The following is a 24,525-nucleotide window of genomic DNA, read 5'->3' on the forward strand; positions in this document are numbered from 1 at the left end:
AGGTCTCCTCAGGCCAGCTGGGCGTTGGCAGGGGCGGCTTCGGTGGCCGGTGCACGCACGGTGCGCCAGGTGTTCCAGGCCATCAGGAACATGCCACTGAGGAAGATCGCGCCACCGACGAAGCGCACCACGAAGCCCGGGTGGCTGGCCACCAGGGTTTCCACGAACGAGTAAGTGAGCGTGCCGTCGCTGTTGACCGCGCGCCACATCAGGCCCTGGGCGATGCCGTTGACCCACATCGAGGCGATGTACAGCACGGTGCCAATGGTCGCCAGCCAGAAGTGCGCGTTGATCAGCCCAAGGCTGTACATGCGCGCTTTGCCGAACACTTTCGGGATGGTGTGGTACAGCGCGCCGATGGAGATCATCGCCACCCAGCCGAGAGCACCGGCGTGCACGTGGCCGATGGTCCAGTCGGTGTAATGCGACAGGGCGTTGACGGTCTTGATGGCCATCATCGGGCCTTCGAAGGTGGACATGCCGTAGAACGCCAGGGACACCACGAGGAAGCGCAGGATCGGGTCGCTGCGCAGTTTGTGCCAGGCGCCGGACAAGGTCATCATGCCGTTGATCATGCCGCCCCAGCTCGGTGCCAGCAGGATCAGCGACATCACCATGCCCAGCGACTGCGCCCAGTCAGGCAGCGCGGTGTAGTGCAGGTGGTGCGGGCCGGCCCAGATGTACAGGGTGATCAGTGCCCAGAAGTGGACGATCGACAGGCGATAGGAATACACCGGGCGCTCGGCCTGCTTGGGCACGTAGTAGTACATCATGCCCAGGAAGCCTGCGGTGAGGAAGAAGCCCACGGCGTTGTGGCCATACCACCACTGCACCATGGCATCGGTGGCGCCGGCATACACCGAGTACGACTTGGTCAGGCTGACCGGCAGTTCCAGGTTGTTGACGATGTGCAGCAGCGCCACGGTCAGGATGAAAGCGCCGAAGAACCAGTTACCCACATAGATGTGCTTGGTATTGCGTTTCATCAGCGTGCCGAAGAACACGATGGCGTAGCAGACCCAGACGATGGTGATCAGGATGTCGATCGGCCATTCCAGCTCGGCGTATTCCTTGGAGCTGGTGTAACCCAGCGGCAGGGTGATGGCCGCCAGCAGGATCACCAGTTGCCAGCCCCAGAAGGTGAACGCGGCCAGGCCCGGTGCGAACAGGGTGGTCTGGCAGGTGCGTTGCACCGAATAATAGGAGGTGGCGAACAGTGCACAGCCGCCGAACGCAAAGATCACCGCATTGGTATGCAGTGGGCGCAGGCGGCCGAAGCTGGTCCAGGGGAGGTCGAAGTTGAGGGAAGGCCAGGCGAGCTGGGCGGCGATGAAGACGCCGAGCCCCATCCCGACGATTCCCCACACCACCGTCATGATGGCGAATTGGCGGACCACCTTGTAGTTATAGGCGGTACTGCTGGTTGTGTTCATGTATGGGTTCCCATCCACGGTTATTGGCAGGCTTTACAGCGAGGCAAGCATGAGTAATGGGCTAAGTGCCGGTATTGACGGGGATCAATGGGCGAAGGTCGCAAATGTCCCAGGCTTGCGCTGCGATCCTCCGCAAAATCAGGGAGATAGCAGCTCGTCCGCGTGCCTGATCCTGGCCCACGGCGCGGGTGCGCCGATGGACAGCGGGTTCATGGACGAGATGGCGCAAAGGCTGGCGGCGCTTGGGGTGGGCGTGGTCCGCTTCGAGTTCCCGTACATGGCCGAGCGCAGGGTCGGGGGCGGCAAGCGGCCACCCAACCCGCAAAAGGTATTGCTGGAATGCTGGCGCGAGGTGTACCGGCAGGTGCGACCTTTGGTCACGGGCAGGCTGGCGATTGGTGGCAAGTCGATGGGCGGGCGTATGGCCAGCCTGCTGGCTGACGAACTGGGCGCGGACGCGCTGGTGTGCCTGGGCTATCCGTTCTATGCCGTGGGCAAGCCGGAAAAACCACGGGTCGAGCACCTGGCCGGGTTGCAGACGCCGACATTGATCGTGCAGGGCGAACGGGATGCGCTGGGTAATCGCGAGGCCGTGCAGGGCTATGCGCTGTCACCGTCGATCGAGGTGAGCTGGTTGGTGGCGGGGGATCATGACCTGAAGCCGCTGAAGGCTTCGGGGTTCAGCCATGAGCAGCACTTGCAGGCGGCGGCTGAGAAGGTGGCGGGGTTTCTTGTGAAATAGTGTTGCCTTCATCGCCGGCAAGCCGGCTCCCACAGGAGTACCACAGCGTCGAGCACTGCGGGGTTCCTGTAGGCGCCGGCTTGCCGGCGATGAGGCCGGAGCAGGCTACCGCTTAGTCGCGGTACTCGCACAGGTAAGCGGTATCCACCGCCACCTTCAGCTGGAACTTGCTGTCAGCGGCCACGTTGAACTTGTCGCCAGCGTTGAAGGTTTCCCAGTTGTCGCTACCCGGCAGCTTCACGGTCAGCGCACCGGAAACCACGTGCATGATTTCGCGCTTGGCGGTGCCGAACTCGTATTCGCCCGGTGCCATGACGCCGACGGTGGCCGGGCCTTCAGTGCCTTCGAAGGCGATCGACTTGACGGTACCATCGAAGTATTCATTGACCTTGAACATGGGGCGACTCCTGAAAAGGGGGATGAAAAAGGGCTGGCCAGTATGCCCAAGCCCATCCGCCCCGTCATCTGCTTTCAGGGGCCCTGGCTTCAAACGCTCGGCAGGCTCAAGGGCAGCAGCCGGGCGGTGTTGCGCGCATCTTCCAGCGCCCGGTGTTGCTGCCCGCAAAAGTGCATGCCGGCCAGTTGCAGCGCGCCGTTCAGCCCGGCCGGGCGCTGCAGGTGGCGGGCCTTGGCGAAGCGCTGCTTGAGGTTGATGTGCGGCAGGTTGCGCAACAGGCTGTCGAGGTGATGCTGCCGCCATTCCTGCAGCAGTTGCTGGCGGTCGTAATCGCCCCAGCTCACCCACGCCTGCAACTGCCCGCGATGGTGGCCCAGCCAGCGTTCGAAGCACCCCCACACCTCGGGCAGCGCCGCAGCGCTGTCGACGTTGGCCTGGCTGATATGGGTGAGCTCGCGGCAGAACGGCGTCAATTGCGGCCGCCGCCGTGGCCGCACGAAGCGCTGGAAGTGGTCTACTTCCCGGCCGTCACGGGTCACCAGGCTGGCGCCGATTTCTATGATTTCCATCTCTGTGACCGGCCAGCCACCTTCATCGGTGGTGGCTTCCAGGTCGATCACCAACCAGTGGCCCATACCAGGCTCCCTCGCCATACATGCTAGAGCAGCGTAGCCAATGTCTGGCCACACGGCATCCCCTGGCAAAATGCCGTTGCTTTGGCATAACCAGCGGTTGTGCGCTGCCGGGAAAACGCCTAGCTTAAGGCGCATCCAGGTATGAACCGTGATGAGTGTCCGTGTTGACCCCAGCGCCCGGCCGGAAGGCTTTGTCCACCCTGTTGATGCTGGCCGCGGTATGGCTGGCGGTGCCGGTCTGGGCTGCCGACGCCATTGATGTGAAGATCGGCGCCGCGCATTTCCCGCCTTACACAGTGCGCCCGGAGCAGGGCGCCGATACGGGCCTGCTGCCGCAACTGGTCGAAGCGTTGAACCGCCAGCAGCAGGACTACCGCTTCGTGCTGGTGCCCACGTCCATCCAGCGGCGTTTCGGCGATTTTCAGCAAGGCCGCACCGACATGGCCATCTTCGAAAACCCGGCGTGGGGCTGGCAGCAGATTCCGCATCATGCCGTGGACATGGGCCTGGAAGACGCCGAGGTGTTCGTCGCCAGGCAGGTCGACAACCGCGACCAGCACTACTTCGATGACCTCGCCGGCAAGCGCTTGGCGCTGTTCAATGGCTATCACTATGCTTTCGCCGGTTTCAACTCCGACCCCAACTACCTGCGCAAGACCTACAGCGCGACCCTGACCTATTCGCACGACAGCAACCTGCTGATGGTTCAGGCCGGGCGTGCCGACATTGCGCTGGTAACCCGCTCGTACCTCAGCGATTTCCTGGTGCGCAACCCCGCCAGCGGCAGCCAGTTGATGGCCTCCACGCGCGTTGATCAGGTGTATCACCACTACGCGTTGCTGCGCCCGGGTGCCCCCATCAGCGACCAGCAACTCGCTGCGCTGTTGCGCCAAATGCGCGACAGCGGCGAGCTGGCCCGGATCTTCCAGCCCTATCGAATCGCCGTTGACGCCCCACGCGACTAAATTCCCAGGTTGCAGCGACGTTTTCAGGGGTGAGCCTTTCTTTCATTTTCAGTGAGCCCTGCCCATGCCGTTCGATGCCGCTTCGCAGCCCCTGTCACCGCCACGCTGGCGCAGCCTGAGTGCCGACGAAGGTGACTGCTGGTTGAGCCTGACCCTCGAGGGCAGGCCGTTGATCAAGGTGCGCCTGGAGACCGGCGATACGTTGGCCATCCACCTTGAAAGCCTTTGCCCAGAGCGCCCGCAGCAAGCGCTGTGGGCTGCCTGCTATTGGCTGCTGTCCCGTGACCAGGGCCGCCAGCGCCTGGCCTGGCACCTGCCAGAGGCGCTACCGCAGGCACTCGCCAGCGGCTTGTTGCTGGCAACCGAACAGCCTGGCGTCTACCTGTGCGAGCGCACGATGTTCTGGCAGTTGCCACAGCCTTGGCTCGGTCAGCCCGTGGGCGACGCTTACCCGCAACAGATGCAGATCAGCAACGGCAAGCGCCACCCGCGCCGCGCGCCCAAGCCCCGTGGTGAGGTCTACCGGCGCTTCGATGCGCGCCTGGGTAGCTGGGTGTCACTGCGCACCCTGGAGATCGACCAGGACCTGGAGCGCTTCAATCGTTGGCAGAACAACCCGCGGGTGGAGCAGTTCTGGCAAGAGGGCGGGTCGCTGGAGCAGCACCGCGACTACCTGGCCAAGCTGGAGGCCGACCCGCATACCGTGACCCTGATCGGCTGTTTTGACGATCAGCCGTTCGCCTACTTCGAGGCGTACTGGGCCAAGGAAGACCGCATCGCCCCGTTCTACCAGGCCGACGACTACGATCGCGGCATCCACATGCTGGTGGGGGAGGAGGCGCATCGCGGCCCGCACAAGGTCGCCAGCTGGTTGTCGGCGCTGGTCCACTACCTGTTCCTGGATGACCCGCGCACCCAGCGGGTGGTGGCTGAGCCGCGTGCCGACAATGGCAAGATGATCGGCTACATGCACGACCAGTGCTTCCATTGCGACAAGGAGTTCGACTTCCCGCACAAGCGCGCGGCGCTGATGATTCTGGGGCGGGAGCGGTTTTTCGAGCGTTGCAGGCTCGCCTAGGGCGACAGCTTCAAGCTCCAAGCTGCAAGAGAAGGGCGCGTCGGCGCTGCTCCATCTTGCGGCTTGCAGCTGCGTCAAACCTGCCGACTGGCCGTCTTGCGGCAATGCACCAGGGCATCGCGAATCATGAAGTTGACCAGCGTCGGCGACACGCCAAGCTCCTTGGCGATGTCCTTCTGCGGCACACCGTGCAGGCGGTACATCTCGAACGCATAGCGGGTGCGTTGCGGCAGTTCGTTGAGCGCATCGGCGATGTGCTCGAGTGCCGCCAGGTTGATGTGCGTGGCTTCGGGCGAGGCGTTGGGGATGACCACGTTCATGCCTTCCTCTTCGCTGCCCGAATACCTCAGCTCCATGGCCTGTTTGCGGTAATGGTCGATGGCCAGGTTGCGCACGATCTGGAACAGGTAGCTGAGCTGCGCCTTGAATGACGAGGTGATCTGCGGGGCGGCGCTGAGCCGGAAGAAGGCATCTTGCACCACGTCTTCGGCCCGCGATCGGCAGCCGGTAATGCGCGCCGCGATCTTGACCAGGATGCTGCGGTTGTCGACGAATGCCTGGAGTAATGGTGAATCGCACTTACTTGTGGATAGTTGTTCCGCCATGGAAATCACCTTGTCTCAGAAGGGAATAGGAGCACCCAAGACAGGGAAGCTTCCTACGACGTGCGACAAACTATTCAGAATGATAATGATTGTCAAATACGAAAGGTAATTAGTAACCGGTGATTTCGGTTCTAAGCAGGTGAGCGTGACGCGCTTCACCTTTTGCCGGTTTCATGGCTGCGTCCTCGCGGTAATTTCTTCCGCTGCCCATCCGTTCCCCTCTGTACATCCGGCCGCCGAACGCTGCCCGCCACCCCGTGCGGGGCAACCGGCCCGACTTACCCAGACACTGGCAGGAACACCCCATGACGGACGCCTTCGAACTCCCGCTCTCGCTGGTCCAGGCCCTGGCGCAACGCGCTGCGCAAACCCCGGACCGCATCGCCTTGCGCTTTCTGGCCGATGCCCCCGCCGAGCAGGCCGTGCTCAGCTATCGGGACCTGGACCTGCGCGCGCGCACCATCGCCGCCGCCTTGCAGGCGCGCGCCGGGTTCGGTGAGCGTGCCGTGCTGCTGTTCCCCAGCGGCCCAGACTACGTGGCGGCGTTCTTCGGCTGCCTGTATGCGGGTGTGATTGCCGTGCCGGCCTATCCGCCGGAGTCGTCGCGTCAGCATCACCAGGAGCGCCTGCTGTCGATCATTGACGACGCCGAGCCGCGCCTGCTGCTGACCGTGACGGCGCTGCGCGACAGCCTTCAGGGCCTGGAAGCCCTGGCCGCCGACAATGCCCCTGAACTGCTGGCGGTGGATGGCCTGGACCCGGCGCTGGCCAGCGTCTGGCGCGAACCGGCGTTGGCCGGCGACGACATCGCCTTCCTGCAGTACACCTCAGGTTCCACCGCGTTGCCCAAAGGCGTGCAGGTCAGCCATGGCAACCTGGTGGCCAACGAACAACTGATCCGTCATGGCTTCGGCATCGACCTCAACCCCGATGACGTGATCGTCAGCTGGCTGCCGCTGTACCATGACATGGGCCTGATTGGCGGGCTGCTGCAGCCGATTTTCAGCGGCGTGCCGTGCGTGCTGATGTCGCCAGGTTACTTCCTCGCCCGGCCGCAGCGTTGGCTGCAGGCGATCAGCGAGTACGGCGGCACCATCAGTGGTGGCCCGGACTTCGCCTACCGCCTGTGCAGCGAACGGGTCAGCGAGGCGGCCTTGGCCGGCCTCGACCTGAGCCGCTGGCGCGTGGCCTACTCCGGCTCCGAGCCCATCCGCCAGGACAGCCTGGCCACCTTCGCCGAAAAGTTCGCCGCCTGCGGCTTCACGCCCGACAGCTTCTTTGCCAGCTACGGCCTGGCCGAGGCGACCTTGTTCGTCAGCGGCAGCCGGCGTGGCCAGGGCATCGGCGCGCTGGAACTGGATGCCGAGGCGTTCGCTGCCAACCGCGCCGAAGCCGGCCAGGGCAGTGTGCTGATGAGCTGCGGCTACCCGCAGCCAGGCCATGCGGTGCGCATTGTCGAGCCGCAGCGCCGGGAGGTGCTGGGTGACAACCGGGTCGGCGAGATCTGGGCCGGCGGCCCGAGCATCGCCCTGGGCTACTGGCGCAACCCCGAGGCGAGTGCGCGCACCTTCGTCGAAATGGACGGCCAGACCTGGCTGCGCACCGGAGACCTGGGCTTCATGCGCGCGGGCGAAGTGTTCGTCACCGGGCGCCTGAAGGACATGCTGATCGTGCGGGGCCAGAACCTCTACCCGCAGGACCTGGAAAAAACCCTGGAGCGTGAAGTCGATGTGCTGCGCAAGGGCCGGGTGGCGGTGTTTGCCGTCGACGACCAAGGCGAAGAGGGCGTTGGCGTGGCGGTGGAAATCAGCCGCAACGTGCAGAAGACGGTCACGCCCGAAGCGCTGATCAAGACGCTGCGCCAGGTCATCGCCGATGCCTGCCGCCAGGCGCCTGCCGTGGTCCTGCTGCTGAACCCGGGTGCGCTGCCCAAGACGTCCAGCGGCAAGTTGCAGCGTACTGCATGCCGCTTGCGCATGAACGACGGCAGCCTCGATTGCTATGCGCGTTTCCCGGCCGCTACCGAGCCGGCCGCCGCCGCCGCCGCCAGCGATGGCCTGCAGGCACGCATTGCCGGCATCTGGCGCGAGGTTCTGAAGGCCGAGTCGGTCGCCGCCGATGACCACTTCCTGCTGCTGGGCGGCAACTCCATCGCCGCCACCCAGGCTACCGCGCGGCTGTCCGATGAGCTCGGTATCCAGCTGGGCCTGCGCGTGTTGTTCGAAGCGCCGGTGCTGAGCGATTACTGCGCCGCAGTGGCGGCAGCCCTCGCCGGAGGCGGCCGAGAAACGGCAGCCATCGCCACCTTGAACCGTGGCAAGGCCCTGCCGCAGTCGCTGGCGCAAAACCGCCTGTGGCTGCTGTGGCAGTTGGAGCCGCACTCAGCGGCCTACAACATTCCTGCCGGCCTGCACCTGCGCGGCGAGCTGGACCCTGCCGCGCTGGAAGCCGCGTTCCAGGCGCTGGTGGCGCGCCACGAAGCGCTGCGCACGGTGTTCAGCGAAGCAGACGGCCAGGCCCTGCAGCGTATCCTGCCCGAGCAGCCATTCACCTTGCACCGCCTCGACCTGCAAGGGCTGGCTGATGCGCAAGTAGCCGAGCGCCGCGAAGCAGAAGCGCAGCAACCGTTCGACCTGACCCAAGGCCCCCTGCTGCGCGTGACCCTGGCGCAGCTGGACGATGAAGACCATCAGCTGTGGGTGACCTTGCACCACATCGTCGCCGACGGCTGGTCGCTGAACATTCTGCTCGACGAGTTCGGCAAACTCTACGCCGCCCGCTGCCAGGGCCTGGAAGCCTCGCTGGCGCCGCTGCCACTGGGCTATGCCGACTACGGCAACTGGCAGCGCCAGTGGCTGGCCGAGGGCGAAAGTTCGCGTCAACTGGCCTACTGGAAGGCCCGGCTCGGCGATACGTCGCCCGTGCTCGACCTGCACCCTGACCAGCCACGCACCAGCCAGCAGCACAACCGTGCAGCACGCCTGAACCTGAAAGTGCCAGCCCGGCTCACCGACGCCCTCAAAGGGCTGGCCCGCGAACAGCAGGCCAGCCTGTTCATGGTCCTGCTGGCGGCCTGGCAAGGCCTGCTGCACCGCTACACCGGCCAGGGCGACATCCGCGTCGGCGTGCCCAACGCCAACCGCCCGCGCCAGGAAACCCAAGGCATGGTCGGCTTCTTCATCAACACCCAAGTGCTGCGTGCGCAACTGGACGGCCGCCTGCCGTTCAGCGAACTGCTGGCCCAGGTGCGCCAGGCCACCCTCGATGCCCAGGCCCATCAGGACCTGCCCTTCGAGCAACTGCTCGAAGCGCTGCCTGACGCCCGTGAGCAAGGCCTGTTCCAGGTCATGTTCAACCACCAGCAACGCGACCTCTCGGCGTTGCGCCGCCTGCCGGGGCTGCTGGCCGAAGAGCTGCCGTGGCACAGCCGCGAAGCCAAGTTCGACCTGCAACTGCACAGCGAAGAAGACCACCTGGGCCGCCTGAGCCTGGCCTTCGACTACGCCGCCGAGCTGTTCGCCGAAAGCACCGTCAAGCGCCTGGCCCAGCACCTGCTGGCACTGCTCGAGCAGGTGTGCGCCCAGCCGCAATTGGCCGTGGGCGATGTCGACTTGCTGGATGAGCCAAGCCGCCAGCAATTGCTCGCCTGGGGCCAGGCACCGGCGCCGGCGCCGCAGCGTCTGGTGGTCGAGCAACTCAACGAACAGGCGCGCCAGACCCCGGAACGCACCGCACTGGCCTGGCAAGGTGGCAGCCTGGATTACGCCGAACTGCACCAGCAAGCCAACCGCCTGGCCCATTACCTGCGCGACAAAGGCGTGGGCCCCGACACCTGCGTGGCCATCGCCATCGAGCGCTCGCCGCAGCTGCTGGTGGGCCTGCTGGCCATCCTCAAGGCGGGCGGCGCCTACGTGCCGCTGGACGTCGACTACCCGGCCGAACGCCTGGCCTACATGCTGCGCGACTGCCAAGCCAGCCTGCTGCTGAGCAACAGCGGCACGCTCGCCAGCTTGCCGCAGGTCGACGGCGTCAGCGCCATCGCCCTCGACCAGTTGCACCTGGACAGCTGGCCAAGCCAGGCGCCAGGCCTGCACCTGCACGGTGACAACCTGGCCTACGTGATCTACACCTCCGGCTCCACCGGCCAGCCCAAAGGCGTGGGCAATACCCATGCCGCCTTGGCCGAGCGCCTGCAGTGGATGCAGGCTACTTATGCGCTGGATGACAGCGACGTGCTGATGCAGAAGGCACCGATCAGCTTTGACGTGTCGGTGTGGGAGTGTTTCTGGCCGCTGATCACCGGCTGCCAGCTGGTGCTGGCCGGCCCCGGCGAACACCGTGACCCGCAGCGCATCGCCGCGCTGGTGCAGCAGCATCAGGTAACCACGCTGCACTTCGTGCCGCCGCTGTTGCAGGTGTTCGTGCAAGAGCCGTTGGCTGCGGGCTGCAGCAGCTTGCGCCGGCTGTTCTCGGGCGGTGAGGCGTTGCCTGCGAGCCTGCGTGACCGCGTGCTGCAACTGCTGCCGCAGGTACAGCTGCACAACCGCTATGGGCCGACCGAAACCGCCATCAACGTCACCCACTGGCACTGCCAGGCTGCTGATGCCGAGCGCTCGCCCATCGGCCGCCCGCTGGGCAACGTGATCTGCCGTGTGCTCGATGCCGACCTGCAACTGGCCGCTCCAGGCGTGCCGGGTGAGCTATACCTGGGTGGCGCCGGCCTTGCCCGTGGCTACCTGGGCCGCCCAGGCCTGACCGCCGAGCGCTTCGTGCCCCAGGCCGATGGCGACGGCGAGCGCTTGTACCGCAGCGGCGACCGTGCCCGCTGGCAGGTGCAGGCCGAAGCCCTGGAGTACCTTGGCCGCCTGGACCAACAGGTGAAGGTGCGGGGCTTTCGTGTCGAACCTGAAGAAGTGCAGGCTTGCCTGCTCGGCCAGCCGGGCGTCGAACAGGCACTGGTGTTGATCCACCAGGACGCCGTCGGCGCCCAGTTGGTCGGCTACTACAGCGGCGCCGCACCGGCGGATAAGCTGCTGGCCAACCTGGCAGAGCGCCTGCCGGCCTACATGGTGCCGGCGCAGCTGATTGCGCTCGACTACATGCCACTGGGCCCCAGCGGCAAGGTCGATCGCAAGGCGCTGCCGGCACCGGTCTGGCAGCAGCGCGAGCACGTCGAGCCGCACACCGCGCTGCAACAGCAGGTCGCCGCGATCTGGCGCGAAGTACTCAACCTGCCGCGCATCGGCCTGCACGACGACTTCTTCGCCCTCGGCGGCCACTCGCTGCTGGCGACCCAGATCGTTTCGCGCACCCGCCAGGCGTGCGACGTCGAACTGCCGCTCAAGGTGCTGTTCGAGGCCAGTGAGCTGGCTGCGTTCTGCAGCGAGATCGCGCGCATCCGCGATGCCGGCGAGCGGAACCTGCACGGCGAGATCACCCGTGTCGACCGCCGCCAGGCCGTGCCGCTGTCGTACGCACAGCAGCGCATGTGGTTCCTCTGGCAGATGGAGCCGGACAGCCCGGCGTACAACGTCGGCGGCATGGCGCGGCTGCGTGGCACGCTGCATGTAGATGCTTTCGAGCGTGCGCTGCAAGCGCTGATCGTGCGCCACGAAACCCTGCGCACCACGTTCCCCGCCATCGATGGCGTAGCCTACCAGTGCGTGGCGGATGACAGCGCCGTGAAGCTGGACTGGCAAGACCTCAGCGCCTTGCCTGCCGCCACCCGCCAGCAACGCCTGCAGCAACTGGCCGACGAGCAGGCGCACCAGCCGTTCGACCTGGAGCGCGGCCCGCTGCTGCGCGCCTGCCTGGTGAAGGCCGAGGAGCGTGAGCATTACTTCGTGCTGACCCTGCACCACATCGTCACCGAAGGCTGGGCCATGGACATCTTTGCCCGCGAATTGGGCGAACTGTACGAAGCGTTCGTCGACGAGCGCGAGTCGCCGCTTGAACCACTGCCGGTGCAGTACCTGGACTACAGCGTATGGCAGCGCCAGTGGCTGGAAGGCGGCGAGGGCGCACGCCAGCTGGCCTACTGGAAAGCCCGCCTGGGCGATGAGCACCCGGTGCTGGCTTTGCCCGCCGACCGCCCACGCCCGGCGGTACAGAGCCACCGTGGCGAGCTGTACCGCTTCGACCTCGACCCGGCGCTGGTCGCCCGGGTGCATGCGTTCAACAGCCAGCGCGGGCTGACCCTGTTCATGACCATGACCGCCACCCTGGCCGCGTTGCTGCACCGCTACAGCGGCCAGCGCGACCTGCGCATCGGCGCGCCGGTGGCCAACCGCATTCGCCCGGAAAGCGAAGGGCTGATCGGCGCCTTCCTCAACACCCAGGTGCTGCGCTGCGAGCTGGACGGGCAAATGACTGCCGCCGCACTGCTTGACCAGGTGCGCCAGGCCGCCATCGAAGCCCAGTCGCACCAGGACCTGCCGTTCGATCAACTGGTCGAAGCCTTGCAGCCGCCACGCAGCAGTGCATACAACCCGCTGTTCCAGGTCATGTGCAACGTGCAGCGCTGGGCCTTCCAGCAAAGCCGCGACCTGGCCGGCATGCGCGTGGATTACCTGGTCAATGACGCCAGCGCCACCAAGTTCGACCTGTACCTGGAAGTAACCGACCTCGATGGCCGCCTGGGCTGCTGCCTGACCTACAGCCGCGACCTGTTCGACGCGCCGCGTATCGCGCGCATGGCCGAGCACTGGCAGCAATTGCTGGTCGGCCTGCTGGATGACCCGCAGCAGCGCCTGTGCGAGCTGCCGATGCTGGCCGAGGCCGAGCAGCAGGTAATGATCGGCCAGTTGCAGGGCCACCATCACTACGCCCTCGACCAGACGCTTCATGGCCTGTTCGCCGCCCAGGCTGCGCGCACGCCGCAAGCCGGCGCGCTGACCTTCGCCGGCCAGCACCTGAGCTATGCCGAGCTCGACCAGCAGGCCAACCGCCTGGCCCGTGCCCTGCGCGAACGCGGTGTCGGCCCGCAGGTGCGCGTGGGCCTGGCGCTGGAGCGTTCGCTGGAAATGGTCGTCGGCCTGCTGGCCATTCTCAAGGCGGGCGGCGCCTACGTGCCGCTCGACCCGGAATACCCGCTCGACCGCCTGCGCTACATGATCGAGGACAGCCGCATCGGCCTGCTGCTGAGCCAGCGCGCGCTGCTCGAAACCCTTGGCGAGTTGCCCGAAGGCGTGGCGCGCTGGAGCCTGGAGGACGACGCCCCGAGGTTGTGCGCTTACAGTGACGCGGCGTTGGACAACCTCAACCTGCCGCAACACCAGGCCTACCTGATCTACACCTCCGGCTCCACCGGCAAGCCCAAGGGGGTGGTGGTCAGCCACGGGGAAATCGCCATGCACTGCCAGGCCGTGATCGACGCCTTCGGCATGCGCAGCGACGATTGCGAGCTGCACTTCTATTCGATCAACTTCGACGCGGCCAGCGAACGCCTGCTGGTGCCGCTGCTGTGCGGCGCCCGTGTGGTGCTGCGCGCCCAGGGCCAATGGGGCGCCGAAGAGATCTGCCAGCTGGTGCGCGAGCAACGGGTGAGTATCCTCGGTTTTACCCCAAGCTATGGCAGCCAGCTGGCCCAGTACCTCGCCGGGCAAGGCGAGCAACTGCCGGTGCGCCTGGTCATCACCGGCGGCGAAGCGCTGACGGGCGAGCACCTGACACGCATCCGCCAGGCGTTCACCCCGCAACAGTTCTTCAACGCCTACGGCCCGACCGAAACCGTGGTCATGCCGCTGGCCTGTCTGGCGCCGGACACGTTGCCCGCCGACGCCGGCAGTGTGCCGATCGGCCAGGTGCTGGGTGCGCGCAGCGCCTACATCCTCGATGACGACCTGGCGTTGCTGCCACAAGGTGGCATCGGCGAGCTGTACGTCGGCGGTGCCGGCTTGGCCCAGGGTTACCACGACCGCCCGGGCCTCAGCGCCGAGCGCTTCGTCGCCGACCCGTTCAGCCATGACGGTGGCCGCCTGTACCGCACCGGCGACCTGGTGCGCTTGCGCGCCGACGGCCTGGTGGAGTACGTCGGGCGTGCCGACCAGCAGGTGAAGATCCGCGGTTTCCGCATCGAGCTCGGCGAAATCGAAAGCCGCCTGCAGGACCATGCCGACGTCGATGAGGCCGTGGTCCTGGCCCTCGACTTGCCAGGTGGCAAGCAACTGGTGGGCTACCTGGTGTGCAAGCAGGCCGGCGCCGACAGCGAGGCCCAGGCCCTGCTGCGCGAAGCGGTCAAGGCCAATGCCCGCCAGCACCTGCCGGACTACATGGTGCCGGCGCACCTGGTGCTGCTGGGCAGCCTGCCGCTGATGGGCAACGGCAAGCTCGACCGCCGTGCCCTGCCGATGCCCGATCTTGAACTGGCGCGCCAGCACTATCAGGCGCCAGCCAATGAGCTTGAAGAGCAACTGGCGCAGATCTGGCGCGATGTGCTCAACGTTCCCCGGGTGGGCGTGCAGGACAACTTCTTCGAACTGGGCGGCGACTCGATCCTGTCCATCCAGGTGGTCAGCCGTGCCCGCCAGCTGGGCCTGCAGTTCACCCCGCGCGACCTGTTCCAGCACCAGACCATCCAGACCCTCGCCGCCGTGGTCAGCCGCAGCGCGGCACCGAGCAGCATCGAGCAGGGCCCGCGCCAGGGGCGCAGCGGCCTGACGCCGATCCAGCACTGGTTCTTCGACAGCGACGTGGCCCAGCCGCAGCACTGGAACCAGGCGGTATTGCTGGAGGCCCGGCAGCCGCTGGACAGCACCACCCTTGAACAGGCCCTGGCCGCGCTGGTGGCGCACCATGACAGCCTGCGCCTGCGCTTCACCCAGCGCAGTGGCCGCTGGCAGGGCGAATTCGCCGCCGCCACCGGCGAGCAACTGCTGTGGACCGCCACAGTGGCCGACTTCAATGACTGTCAGGCCCTGTACACCGACGTGCAACGCAGCCTGGACCTGGCGCAAGGCCCGTTGCTGCGGGCCTTGTTGGTCAGCGACGGGCAGGGCGCCCAGCGCCTGCTGCTGGCGGTCCATCACCTGGTGGTTGACGGTGTGTCCTGGCGCGTGCTGCTCGAAGACCTGCAGGCGCTATACCGTGGCCAGCCGCTGCCGGCCAAGACCCACGCCATGGCCGACTGGGCCGCGCGCCTGGCCAGCTATGCCGGCAGCGATTCGCTGCGCGACGAACTTGGCTGGTGGCAAGCCCAGTTGGGCGATGTACGCCATGAGCTGCCGTGCGATCACCCGCAGGGCGGCAACCTGCATCGGCATGCCGACACCCTGGCCATCGGCCTGGACGTGGAGCAGACCCGTCAGCTGCTGCAACAGGCCCCGGCGGCCTATCACACGCAGGTCAACGACCTGCTGCTGACCGCCCTGGCGCGCACCCTGTGCCGCTGGACCGGTGACGACGAAGTGCTGGTGCAGCTCGAAGGCCACGGGCGCGACGGCCTGTTCGAAGACATGGACCTGACCCGCAGCGTCGGCTGGTTCACCAATGCCTACCCGCTGCGCCTGAACCCGCAGGCCGGTGACGGCGACAGTGCCCGCGCCACCTCGATCAAACGGATCAAGGAACAGCTGCGCCAGGTGCCGCACAAAGGCCAAGGCTACGGGGTGCTGCGCTACCTGGCTGACGACGCCGGGCGCGAAAGCATGGCCGCACTGCCGCAGGCACGCATCACCTTCAACTACCTGGGCCAGTTCGACCAGCAGTTCGATGCTGCAGCGTTGTTCCAGCCGCTGGATGCCCCGGCAGGCCTGGCCCATGACCTGGATGCGCCACTGCCCAACTGGCTCAGTGTCGACGGCCAGGTCTACGGCGGTGCCCTGCAACTGCGCTGGACCTACAGCCGCGAGCGCTTCGACGAACAGACCATCGCCCACCTGGCCGAGGCCTATCGCCAGGAGCTGCTGGCCCTGGTCGGCCACTGCCTGGCCGATGGCAACGGCAGCTTCACGCCGTCGGACTTCCCGCTGGCGCACCTGAGCCAGGAGCAGATCGACGCGCTGCCGATCCCGGCCGCGCAGATCGAAGACGTCTACCCACTGACCCCGATGCAGGAGGGCCTGCTGCTGCACACCCTGCTGGAGCCGGGCACCGGCATCTACTACATGCAGGACCGCTACCGCATCAACAGCGCGCTCGACCCCCAGCGCTTCACCCAGGCCTGGCAGGCCGTGGTGGCGCGCCATGAGGCCCTGCGTGCGTCGTTCAGCTGGAGCGCCGGCGAAGCGATGCTGCAGATCATTCACAAGCCGGGCAACACACCCGTGGACTACCAGGATTGGCGTGGCCTCGACGACGCCGCCCAGGAACAGCGCCTGCAGGCCCTGCACAAGCAGGAGCGTGAGGCCGGCTTCGAGCTGCTGCACGAGGCGCCGTTCCACCTGCGCCTGGTGCGCGTGGCGGACGCGCGCTACTGGTTCATGATGAGCAACCACCACATCCTCATCGATGCCTGGTGCCGTTCGCTGCTGATGAACGACTTCTTCGAGCTCTACCAGGCCCTTGGCGAAGGCCGTCAGGCCCAGCTGCCGGTGCCGCCGCGCTACCGCGACTACATCGGCTGGCTGCAACGCCAGAACCTCGACGAAGCGCGTGGCTGGTGGCAGGCCAACCTGGCCGGCTTCGAACGCGCCACGGCGCTCCCCAGTGACCGCCCGCTGCGCAACGATCACGCCGGCGACGGCATGGTCGTCGGCGACTGCTACACCCGCCTGGCGGTCAGTGATGGTGTGCGTCTGCGGGAACTGGCCCAAGCCCATCAGCTGACTATCAACACGTTCGCACAGGCGGCTTGGGCCCTGGTGCTGGCCCGTTACAGCGGTGAGCGCGACGTGGCCTTTGGCGTGACCGTGGCCGGGCGCCCGGTGAGCATGCCGCAGATGCAGCGCACCGTCGGCCTGTTCATCAACAGTGTCGCCCTGCGTGTGCAACTGCCCGAGCCGGGCCAACGCCGCAGTGTGCGCCAGTGGCTGCAAGGCCTGCTGGAACGCAACATGGAGCTGCGCGAGTACGAGTACCTGCCATTGGTGACGATCCAGGAATGCAGCGAACTGCCCAAGGGCCAGCCGCTGTTCAACAGCCTGTTCGTGTTCGAGAACGCCCCGGTGGAAACTGCGGTGCTCGACCATGCCCAGCACCTGAACGCCAGCTCCGACTCGGGCCGTACCCACACCAACTTCCCGTTGACGGCGGTGTGCTACCCGGGCGACGACCTGGGCCTGCACCTGTCGTATGACCAGCGTTACTTCGACCATGCCACCGTCGAGCGCCTGCTGGCCGAGTTCAAACGCCTGCTGCTGGCGCTGGTGCAGGGCTTCGAAGGGGAGGTCAGCGATTTACCGTTGCTGGGTGAGGACGAGCAGCGCTTCCTGCTCGACGACTGCAACCGCACCGCGCGTGCCTACGCCCTGGAGCAGAGCTACGTGGCGCAGTTCGAAGCGCAGGTCGCCGCGCACCCCGACCGCACCGTGGCCCGTTGCCTTGAGGCAAGCTACGACTATGCCGGGCTGAACTTGGCGGCCAACCGCCTCGGCCACGCCCTGGTGGGTGCGGGCGTTACCCTTGACCAGCCGGTGGCGCTGCTGGCCGAGCGCGGCTTGCCGCTGTTGGGCATGATCGTCGGCAGCTTCAAGGCCGGCGCCGGTTACCTGCCGCTGGACCCAGGCCTGCCGTCGGCGCGCCTGCAGCGCATCGTCGAGCTCAGCCGTACGCCGGTGCTGGTGTGCAGCGCGGCCTGTGCCGCGCAAGCGCGCCAGTTGCTGGACGAGTTGGCGGGGGTGGCGCGCCCGCAGTTGCTGGTATGGGAAGAAGTGCAGGCGAGCAGCATCGCCAGCCACAACCCAGGCATCCACAGCGGGCCGGACAACCTCGCCTACGTGATCTACACCTCCGGCTCCACCGGTTTGCCGAAGGGCGTGATGGTCGAGCAGCGCGGCATGCTCAACAACCAGCTGAGCAAGGTGCCGTACCTGGCGCTGAGCGAGCACGACGTGATCGCCCAGACGGCTTCGCAGAGCTTCGACATCTCGGTCTGGCAGTTCCTCGCCGCGCCGCTGTTCGGCGCCAAGGTCGAGATCGTGCCGAACGCTATCGCCCATGATCCACAAGGCCTGCTGGCGCATGTGCAGGCCACTGGCATCACCGTGCTGGAAAGCGTGCCGTCGCTGATCCAGGGCATGCTGGCCAACGATCACCAGGCCCTGGACGGCTTGCGCTGGATGCTGCCCACTGGCGAAGCCATGCCGCCGGAGCTGGCCGCGCAATGGCTGCAACGTTACCCGGGCATCGGCCTGGTCAATGCCTACGGGCCGGCTGAATGTTCGGACGACGTGGCGTTCTTCCGCGTAGACCCGGCCTCAACCCGCGGCAGCTACCTGCCGATCGGCACGCCGACCGACAATAACCGCCTGTACCTGTACGGCGAGGATCAGGCCCTGGTGCCGCTGGGCGCGGTCGGCGAACTGTGCGTCGCCGGCACTGGCGTGGGCCGCGGTTATGTGGGTGACCCGGTGCGCACTGCCCTGGCATTCATTCCGCACCCGCAGGGTTCCCCGGGCGAGCGCCTGTACCGCACCGGTGACCTGGCGCGGCAGCGCCCGGATGGCGTGCTCGAATATGTCGGGCGCATCGACCACCAGGTGAAGATCCGCGGCTACCGCATCGAGCTGGGCGAGATCGAAGCCCGCCTGCATGAGCAGGTCGAGATCCGCGATGCCGCCGTAGGCGTGCAGGATGGCGTCAATGGCAAGCACCTGGTCGGCTACCTGGTGGCCCACCAGGGTATTTCGGCCGACGCCGCCCTGCTGGAGCAGATAAAGCTACGCCTGCGCGCCGAGCTGCCGGAGTACATGGTGCCGCTGCACTGGGGCTGGTTCGACAGCCTGCCGCACAACGCCAACGGCAAGCTCGACCGCAAGGCCCTGCCAGCCATCGACATCGGCGGCCAGCACAGCCAGGCCTACCTGGCCCCGCGTGACGAGCTGGAAACGGTGCTCGCCGGCATCTGGGCCGACGTGCTCAAGGCCGAGCGGGTAGGGGTGCACGACAACTTCTTCGAGCTGGGCGGGCATTCGCTTCTGGCCACGCAGATCGCTTCGCGGGTGCAGAAACAGCTGCAGCTCAACGTGCCCCTGCGGGCGATGTTCGAGTGCAGCACGGTGGAGGAGTTGGCTGAGTACGTGCGCGGGCTGCAGGGCAGTGCGCTGGATGAGGGCAAGGTGGATCGGTTGAGTGACCTGATGGCCGAGCTTGAAGGGCTCTAGAAAAGCGGGGGGCGCTTTGCGCCCCTTTTTGTGGCTGAGATTGTCACAGCGAGGCATTGATGAACGCTTCATCAAGCGATTTGGCGCGATGGCGGGCCATGAACTCTTCGCCGCTATTGAAGGCCTCCAGGCGCCTGTTAGCAAGCATGTAAAAGCGGTGGCAATTTGCCGTGATCTCCTCTGTGTAATGCGAAGAAACGAGCACGCAAGCACCTTCTCGGCATGCGTTATGGATGCCAACCCATATGAAATGGCGAAATTCAGGGTCCACGCCAGCCGTGGGTTCATCGAGGATGATCAAGTCAGTGTCCTGCAGCAGCAGGGTTAAAGTAAAAAAACTGCGAATTTCTCCATAACTGCAAGTGGAGGCTTTTTTTTGGGAGATATCAGTGTATCGCTTGGACAGTGACGGCGACCATTGAGTTAATCTTGATAGAATTTCAGCGTGACTGGGTGGGGTGTTGGCGTTCAGGCTGCTGATCAGTCTGCCGATTTCATGCATTCGTAGTAAGGGTGGTGGCGTGATAATTTGGGTGAGATAAGCCGTTCTTTGGGAGGCGTTGAAGATTGTCCCGTTCGTGGGTTTCTTTATTCCGCAAATGAGGTCGAAGAGCGTTGTTTTTCCTGCGCCATTGCAGCCTAGTATGCCTATCGCTTCGCCCTGTTTGGCGTGCAGTGCCAGGCTGTCAATCAAGGTGTTACTGTCATGGCCAAAGCTTAAATTTTGTGTTTCTAGGATGATCATTTAATAGCGGCTCCAAATGGGCTGTATTCTGAAATATCGGCCTGTGAAGTAGAGTGCGCTCAGTGCAGCGGCCAGTGTTGCCACAAAACTGCTGATCAAGGGGAGTTCGTTATTAAATAGCCGCGTGCTCAAGTATAGGGGGTTGAGCAGGATCAGCGAGTGCGAGGTCATGAGGCTTTGCGTTGCCCCTGAGTATCCCGATATCAGCATAAGAAATGACATCAGCGAAAACAGCGTGCTGGCCGTACTGAATTTGATAGGCAGTGCCGCTATGCCGAGTCCGATGCAGGTGAATAGCAGGTAGCTGGTATAAAAGCATGCCAGTAAATGCAGTAGTTCAACGACCGAGTAATTTCCGTAAAAAGGCTTGGTTATAAGGTAGAAGAGTGATGCATAGGCAGTGCTTATTATTGAATAGCTGAAAGAGTGCGCTAGCAAAAAGCGCAGGATTGAATTGTGCTCATAAATGAAGGATCGAACAAAGCCGCTTTCTCTTCTGCCGATCAAGTAAAAGCTGAATCCAAAAAAAGCGACACTGGCGGAAATGTACGAATAAAACCATGCGGCCGATGCGGCATACGACTGCGTAGTCACGTCGGGGGTTGGGTGTTGCAGGGTGGTTATTACGAACAGTAGACAGGGTGCGATGGCTGACCATAAAAGTGCAGTGGGTTCTCGGGTGTGCTCGGTGATCAATATTTTTGTGATGGACATGATTTTTTTGGTGTTCAAATATAAGGTGGCTGAATGTGGGCTCATGGGAAAGGCACCATACTGAGTGACTGGGAGGGGATAATGTCATTGCGGAAAGGCTTCGAGTAGATGTTGTGAGTGTTGAAATTTTTGGCATTGTTCATATGGAGAAATAGGTTGGGTGAGAAATATTTGCAGAGGTGCAGGTGGGATTGTTTGAAAGGTGTGGATGATAAATATAGATAGCCATTGAATCCCAGGTCTCTGATAGTGTGAATGAGGCTTTGAGTCGTTAAAGGTGTCGTGCAGCGCTTCCTGTGTTTAGGATTTTCTAATTCACTGCAGGTAGTGATGTTGCGGTAGGTGTCGTATCGGTTGCAGGCTAGAAAGTGTTTGAGGTAGGGGTCTTGCAGATCGCTTTCACTCTCGTGGTTGCTATCGACTGAGAGCATGAAGCGGAACGTCTGCCATAGTTCTATAATCGATTTTTCCAAGGCTAAGCCTGCGGTCGCGGCATAAGCCATGCCAGCGCAATATTTTACTTTCGCGTCCGCCGTTTGATTGCCGTAGCACAGGAGTATGCAATTTCCTGGGAGCCGTTTATCTGTCAAGTCAAGAATGCAAAGTTCGCCGGTTTTCTTGAGCTCTTTGAATAGTGTCAAGCTGGCGCTATTGGCAAGTATGGAACATGCCGCGTTGTATCCAATTTGTTCAGTGCAAGTCTTAGTGAGCCAGCATCGGAGAAGGAACTGTCGCTCTAAATTCTCCTTGAGCGCGCCCAGCATTGCTTTTTCGACTGACACGTGTGCGCTACACCCGCAAGTATCCCTCATTGGGTAAAATCCATTATCAATGGGATCCCTGCATTCCGATATCGAAATGCAAGCAGTTGGGACCTTGCATTGAGTAAAGTCGGTAATCCTGTAAACAGTCGTGCGATCAAAAAGATGCAGATGCAATGGGGTCTTGAGGCCCCCTGTAGAAGTTTGAGAAAGCGCCTCTTCGAATGCTCCACATTCTTGGGGCGTAAGGCTGTCACTCAATCGATTCTTATCATTCACGGGAATATCAAGATAGAAGTGTTTGCGCTCAAAGTGCTCACCCAGTGCGGATTGTTGAACATCTGATGACCACCCGCTGCTCGAGCCGTACGTGCGCCAGCGGCTGCCACACTCTACGCTGTGGGGCAGTTGGGTTATCGCATTGGGTCTGATTAACTGAAAGTCTGCCTGGCTGGCGTGATGTATTTCGTTATAGGTATTCATCGATTCAACCTATCAATTGGATGCAAGCGGGGAGAAACAGTGTTGGGTTAAGGTTAAGGTTCTTTGTTATTTGGTGGTCCGTGAAACCTGACCAAGGTCTGCTGCGTAGATCCAGCTCTTTGCAGCGCAGGTCCGTGAGCATATACATGGAGCCTGCCTCCATTAAGCTGAGGCGGTATCCTCGGTATCGGTACTTGAAAAGCGCTTTGGGTAAGTAGATGCAGAAAATCAATGCCAAAGCGGGTGAGCCAATGGCAGTGTTTTGCGCGGTGATTGCACGGGAGAGTGTCTGGATGTTGATCGTGGAGCTGTGAGCTTCGAGGGTTCTGGATGAAGAAAGTAGATGCAATGCACTTGTTTCTGCGGGCCAGGCTTCAATAGTGTCGTCCAGGTTTATACAGAACACCTCTATTGGGAAAAGAGCCCCGCCACTTGGGTAGCCTCTCTTGTAAGTGGAGTCGCTTTTCACCAAGAGGGGTGCTAGAAGCAATCGAACAGTGTCGAAGTGCATGGGGCGTCCGCCAAAGTGGTCGCATGAATTGTTCCGTTGCAGGGGGTGGGAGGCTGGAAGCGGGGTCAGATTTATCGCAGAGCGCTCGCTCTCGTTGGCGAGTGTGTTGAGAATTAGTTCGTTTCCGCTCAGTTTTTCCAGATCATGAGATGGTATATGGTGCAGCGTGCTCAGGTGCTGGGTGGCTTTATGAATCGTATAATTGCCCTTGGCATGAAACGCTAAGGTCTCATCAATGACGTTAGGGGATGTGAATTTAAGGTACTCGTCATGACTTATGAGCATTATTTGAATTCCAGGCATTGGCAAAGCGGCCAGTGGACGCTGATGTCTTCAGTGATCGCCCCAGTGTCTAAATTAATTGTCTTTGATAGGAGAATCTGGTCTTGAGTGCTCTTACGTATGGGGGCGCCTAGAAGTTTTGTTGCGAAGCTAACAATCGAACCGAAAACTAACGATAATTGGAGTTCGTCGATCTCTGCCTTGGGCAGGTCAATCTTGTTGTTACGGCAAAATGCCCATACCTTGCTCCAGTGATGCTGGCTCGTTCGAAGGGTTTCATAGTGAGCAATCCGATCAAGCGTGCAAAAGGCACACGGGTTTCCGATCGACGGCAGGTAGGCCTCTGTCAGGTGGAAGTGGTTGGCACTGATAAATCCTATGCTGGCCCCGCTTTCAGGGTTAAGTGCTAACACCTCGTTATACATCGATCTGATCGATACAGGGCGAAGCTTCAGGCAGGCAAGCACGAACAAAGTCGGTGCACCTGTGTACTGTGGTTTATAGCGTGAGAGGCTCTTAATCTCCAATTTCCCATGAAATCTTTTTTCTAAGTGGTTCTTCAAATCACCTGAGAGGTCGAAGTCGTGGCAAATAATTATTTTTTCAAAATATGGGGCTTCTGCTGTGTCTCCAATGATTGACGCTTTTTCCAAAAACGCCATGACGGATTGGGGGTCCAGATTCTCTTCTGTAAGAATTCGTGTCAGTTCGTCTTGCGTGATGTATTTTGCTTGTCTTTCTTCAAGGCGTCGTAGGGCTTGTGTTAGTTGGGGGTTTGTGATTTTAGTGAATCCTTTGGCGGAAAAGACCAAAGGGTCAGCGTCGAAATTGAGTATTTCGTAGTTATAAATTCTAAGTGTTTTCATTTCGCACCAGGTGCAATAGAGCGGGCGTCCTTTTTAATAGATCGTCTGGGACGCCCGCGTTTTAGTTAAAGGCTAGCAGAATCGTTGGTGTCAATAGCGTTCCCCCCGCTGCCGCCGGAGCCCCCGCTACCGCCACTACATCCACCGCCGCCTCCACACCCGCCGCTGCCGCCACAACCACCGGCGCCACCTGACCCTCCGAAGAATTCCGCCTCCATATCGCAGCTGTTATCGGACGGTAGTGCCATGACGTTGATACCAAACTGAGTTTCCATAATGTCTCCTTGTTTTTGTTGTTGCCCGCGATGTGTGGGCATATGTAGGTGTAGAAGTGTGAATTAATTGTGTCAATGAATGGTTGAGGTTGGGTTGGTGTTGTTGTGGTTTTTCGCTGTTCATTTGAAAGATTCGTTGTAGGAGAGTTCTTCGGAATTTTCCTGCTTAATGGCTGACTTTGATTTTCTGGTGCGTCGATGCCGTTATTTATGTAAGAATCTTCTGTTTTGCAGGTCGGGCAGAGCTTTCATTGCTTAAAGGCATTTCTTATATGGGCGGAGTGTGATTTTTTCATCGTCACGGGCTTGAGGTGGTGTTTAAATGCGGGGGGCGTCAGAGGAGTGTTGCGAGATGTGTAATTTAGCAAATCACTTTTTGGATTCGCCTATAGCGAGGCTGGCGTTTCTAACGTAGGCGGGCAATCCGCTGCAGACCACGCGGATGGCCTTGAGCGAGCAGAAACAGCTGCAGCTCAACGTGCCGCTGCGGGCGATGTTCGAGTGCAGCACGGTGGAAGAGTTGGCTGAGTACGTACGCGGGCTGCAGGGCAGTGCGCTGGATGAGGGCAAGGTGGATCGGTTGAGTGACCTGATGGCCGAGCTTGAAGGGCTCTAGAAACGCGGGGGCGCTTTGCGCCCCATTCGCCGGCAAGCTGAACTGGCTTAATGATCCCGGACACCTCTTAAGGGCGATATGATTCGCCCAATCAGGAGGTTCCATGCAAGAACGAAAGACCTATACCCGCGAGTTCAAGCAACGTGCTGCCAGCATGG

At 62.7% G+C, this 24,525-nt stretch carries 14 protein-coding genes; 5 read left to right on the forward strand and 9 right to left on the reverse strand.

Features of this window, described 5'->3' with window-relative positions; all coding sequences use genetic code 11:
• Nucleotides 1-8: 8 nt before the first annotated feature.
• Complete coding sequence (gene ccoN / locus ABEH27_RS24120; protein ID WP_346615973.1) at nt 9-1,433, reverse strand: cytochrome-c oxidase, cbb3-type subunit I; 1,425 nt, start codon at nt 1,431-1,433, stop codon at nt 9-11.
• A gap of 49 nt (nt 1,434-1,482) precedes the next feature.
• Between ccoN and ABEH27_RS24125 the strand changes: the two genes are divergently transcribed.
• A complete protein-coding gene (locus ABEH27_RS24125; RefSeq protein WP_346615974.1) occupies nt 1,483-2,175 on the forward strand; it encodes an alpha/beta family hydrolase in 693 nt (230 codons plus the stop codon).
• Nucleotides 2,176-2,287: 112 nt separating this feature from the next.
• On the opposite strand, the gene ABEH27_RS24130 is transcribed toward ABEH27_RS24125, so the two are convergent.
• A complete protein-coding gene (locus ABEH27_RS24130; protein WP_012315400.1) occupies nt 2,288-2,572 on the reverse strand; it encodes a pyrimidine/purine nucleoside phosphorylase in 285 nt (94 codons plus the stop codon).
• Between the two features lie 89 nt (nt 2,573-2,661).
• Nucleotides 2,662-3,207 (reverse strand): exonuclease domain-containing protein, encoded by a 546-nt coding sequence (locus ABEH27_RS24135; protein WP_346615975.1) that lies wholly within the window; start codon nt 3,205-3,207, stop codon nt 2,662-2,664.
• Between the two features lie 164 nt (nt 3,208-3,371).
• Between ABEH27_RS24135 and ABEH27_RS24140 the strand changes: the two genes are divergently transcribed.
• Both ABEH27_RS24140 and ABEH27_RS24145 read left to right on the forward strand, forming a co-directional pair.
• Nucleotides 3,372-4,172: an ABC transporter substrate-binding protein gene (locus ABEH27_RS24140; protein ID WP_346615985.1), complete on the forward strand. Its 801-nt coding sequence runs from the start codon at nt 3,372-3,374 to the stop codon at nt 4,170-4,172.
• A 64-nt stretch (nt 4,173-4,236) separates the two neighbouring features.
• The gene (locus ABEH27_RS24145; protein ID WP_346615976.1) at nt 4,237-5,250 is read left to right on the forward strand and encodes a GNAT family N-acetyltransferase; all 1,014 of its coding nucleotides are present in this window, start codon (nt 4,237-4,239) and stop codon (nt 5,248-5,250) included.
• A 74-nt stretch (nt 5,251-5,324) separates the two neighbouring features.
• Here the strand turns inward: ABEH27_RS24145 and ABEH27_RS24150 are convergent, their stop codons facing one another.
• The gene (locus ABEH27_RS24150) at nt 5,325-5,855 is read right to left on the reverse strand and encodes an RNA polymerase factor sigma-70 (RefSeq protein WP_346615977.1); all 531 of its coding nucleotides are present in this window, start codon (nt 5,853-5,855) and stop codon (nt 5,325-5,327) included.
• Nucleotides 5,856-6,160: 305 nt separating this feature from the next.
• On the opposite strand from ABEH27_RS24150, the gene ABEH27_RS24155 reads away from it, so the two are divergent.
• Nucleotides 6,161-19,114 (forward strand): non-ribosomal peptide synthetase, encoded by a 12,954-nt coding sequence (locus ABEH27_RS24155; protein ID WP_346615978.1) that lies wholly within the window; start codon nt 6,161-6,163, stop codon nt 19,112-19,114.
• Nucleotides 19,115-19,157: 43 nt separating this feature from the next.
• Here the strand turns inward: ABEH27_RS24155 and ABEH27_RS24160 are convergent, their stop codons facing one another.
• The 5 genes from ABEH27_RS24160 to ABEH27_RS24180 are packed head-to-tail and all read right to left on the reverse strand — an operon-like array spanning nt 19,158 to nt 23,476.
• Nucleotides 19,158-19,859, reverse strand: a complete 702-nt coding sequence (locus ABEH27_RS24160) for an ATP-binding cassette domain-containing protein (RefSeq protein ID WP_346615979.1) — start codon at nt 19,857-19,859, stop codon at nt 19,158-19,160.
• Complete coding sequence (locus ABEH27_RS24165; RefSeq protein WP_346615980.1) at nt 19,860-20,618, reverse strand: hypothetical protein; 759 nt, start codon at nt 20,616-20,618, stop codon at nt 19,860-19,862.
• Nucleotides 20,615-21,817, reverse strand: coding sequence for a YcaO-like family protein (locus ABEH27_RS24170; protein WP_346615981.1), 1,203 nt, complete (start codon nt 21,815-21,817; stop codon nt 20,615-20,617). The genes ABEH27_RS24165 and ABEH27_RS24170 overlap by 4 nt, the downstream gene beginning before the upstream one ends.
• A 4-nt stretch (nt 21,818-21,821) precedes the next feature.
• The gene (locus ABEH27_RS24175) at nt 21,822-22,613 is read right to left on the reverse strand and encodes a SagB/ThcOx family dehydrogenase (protein WP_346615982.1); all 792 of its coding nucleotides are present in this window, start codon (nt 22,611-22,613) and stop codon (nt 21,822-21,824) included.
• Nucleotides 22,613-23,476 (reverse strand): McbB family protein, encoded by an 864-nt coding sequence (locus ABEH27_RS24180; protein WP_346615983.1) that lies wholly within the window; start codon nt 23,474-23,476, stop codon nt 22,613-22,615. Before ABEH27_RS24180 ends, ABEH27_RS24175 begins: the two co-directional genes overlap by 1 nt.
• A gap of 702 nt (nt 23,477-24,178) precedes the next feature.
• Between ABEH27_RS24180 and ABEH27_RS24185 the strand changes: the two genes are divergently transcribed.
• On the forward strand, nt 24,179-24,367 hold the full coding sequence (locus ABEH27_RS24185; RefSeq protein ID WP_346615986.1) for a phosphopantetheine-binding protein: 189 nt from the start codon (nt 24,179-24,181) through the stop codon (nt 24,365-24,367).
• Nucleotides 24,368-24,525 lie beyond the last annotated feature (158 nt).

The organism is Pseudomonas sp. P39-UII1, assembly GCF_039672635.1.
In the GTDB taxonomy this organism is placed as follows: Bacteria; Pseudomonadota; Gammaproteobacteria; order Pseudomonadales; family Pseudomonadaceae; genus Aquipseudomonas.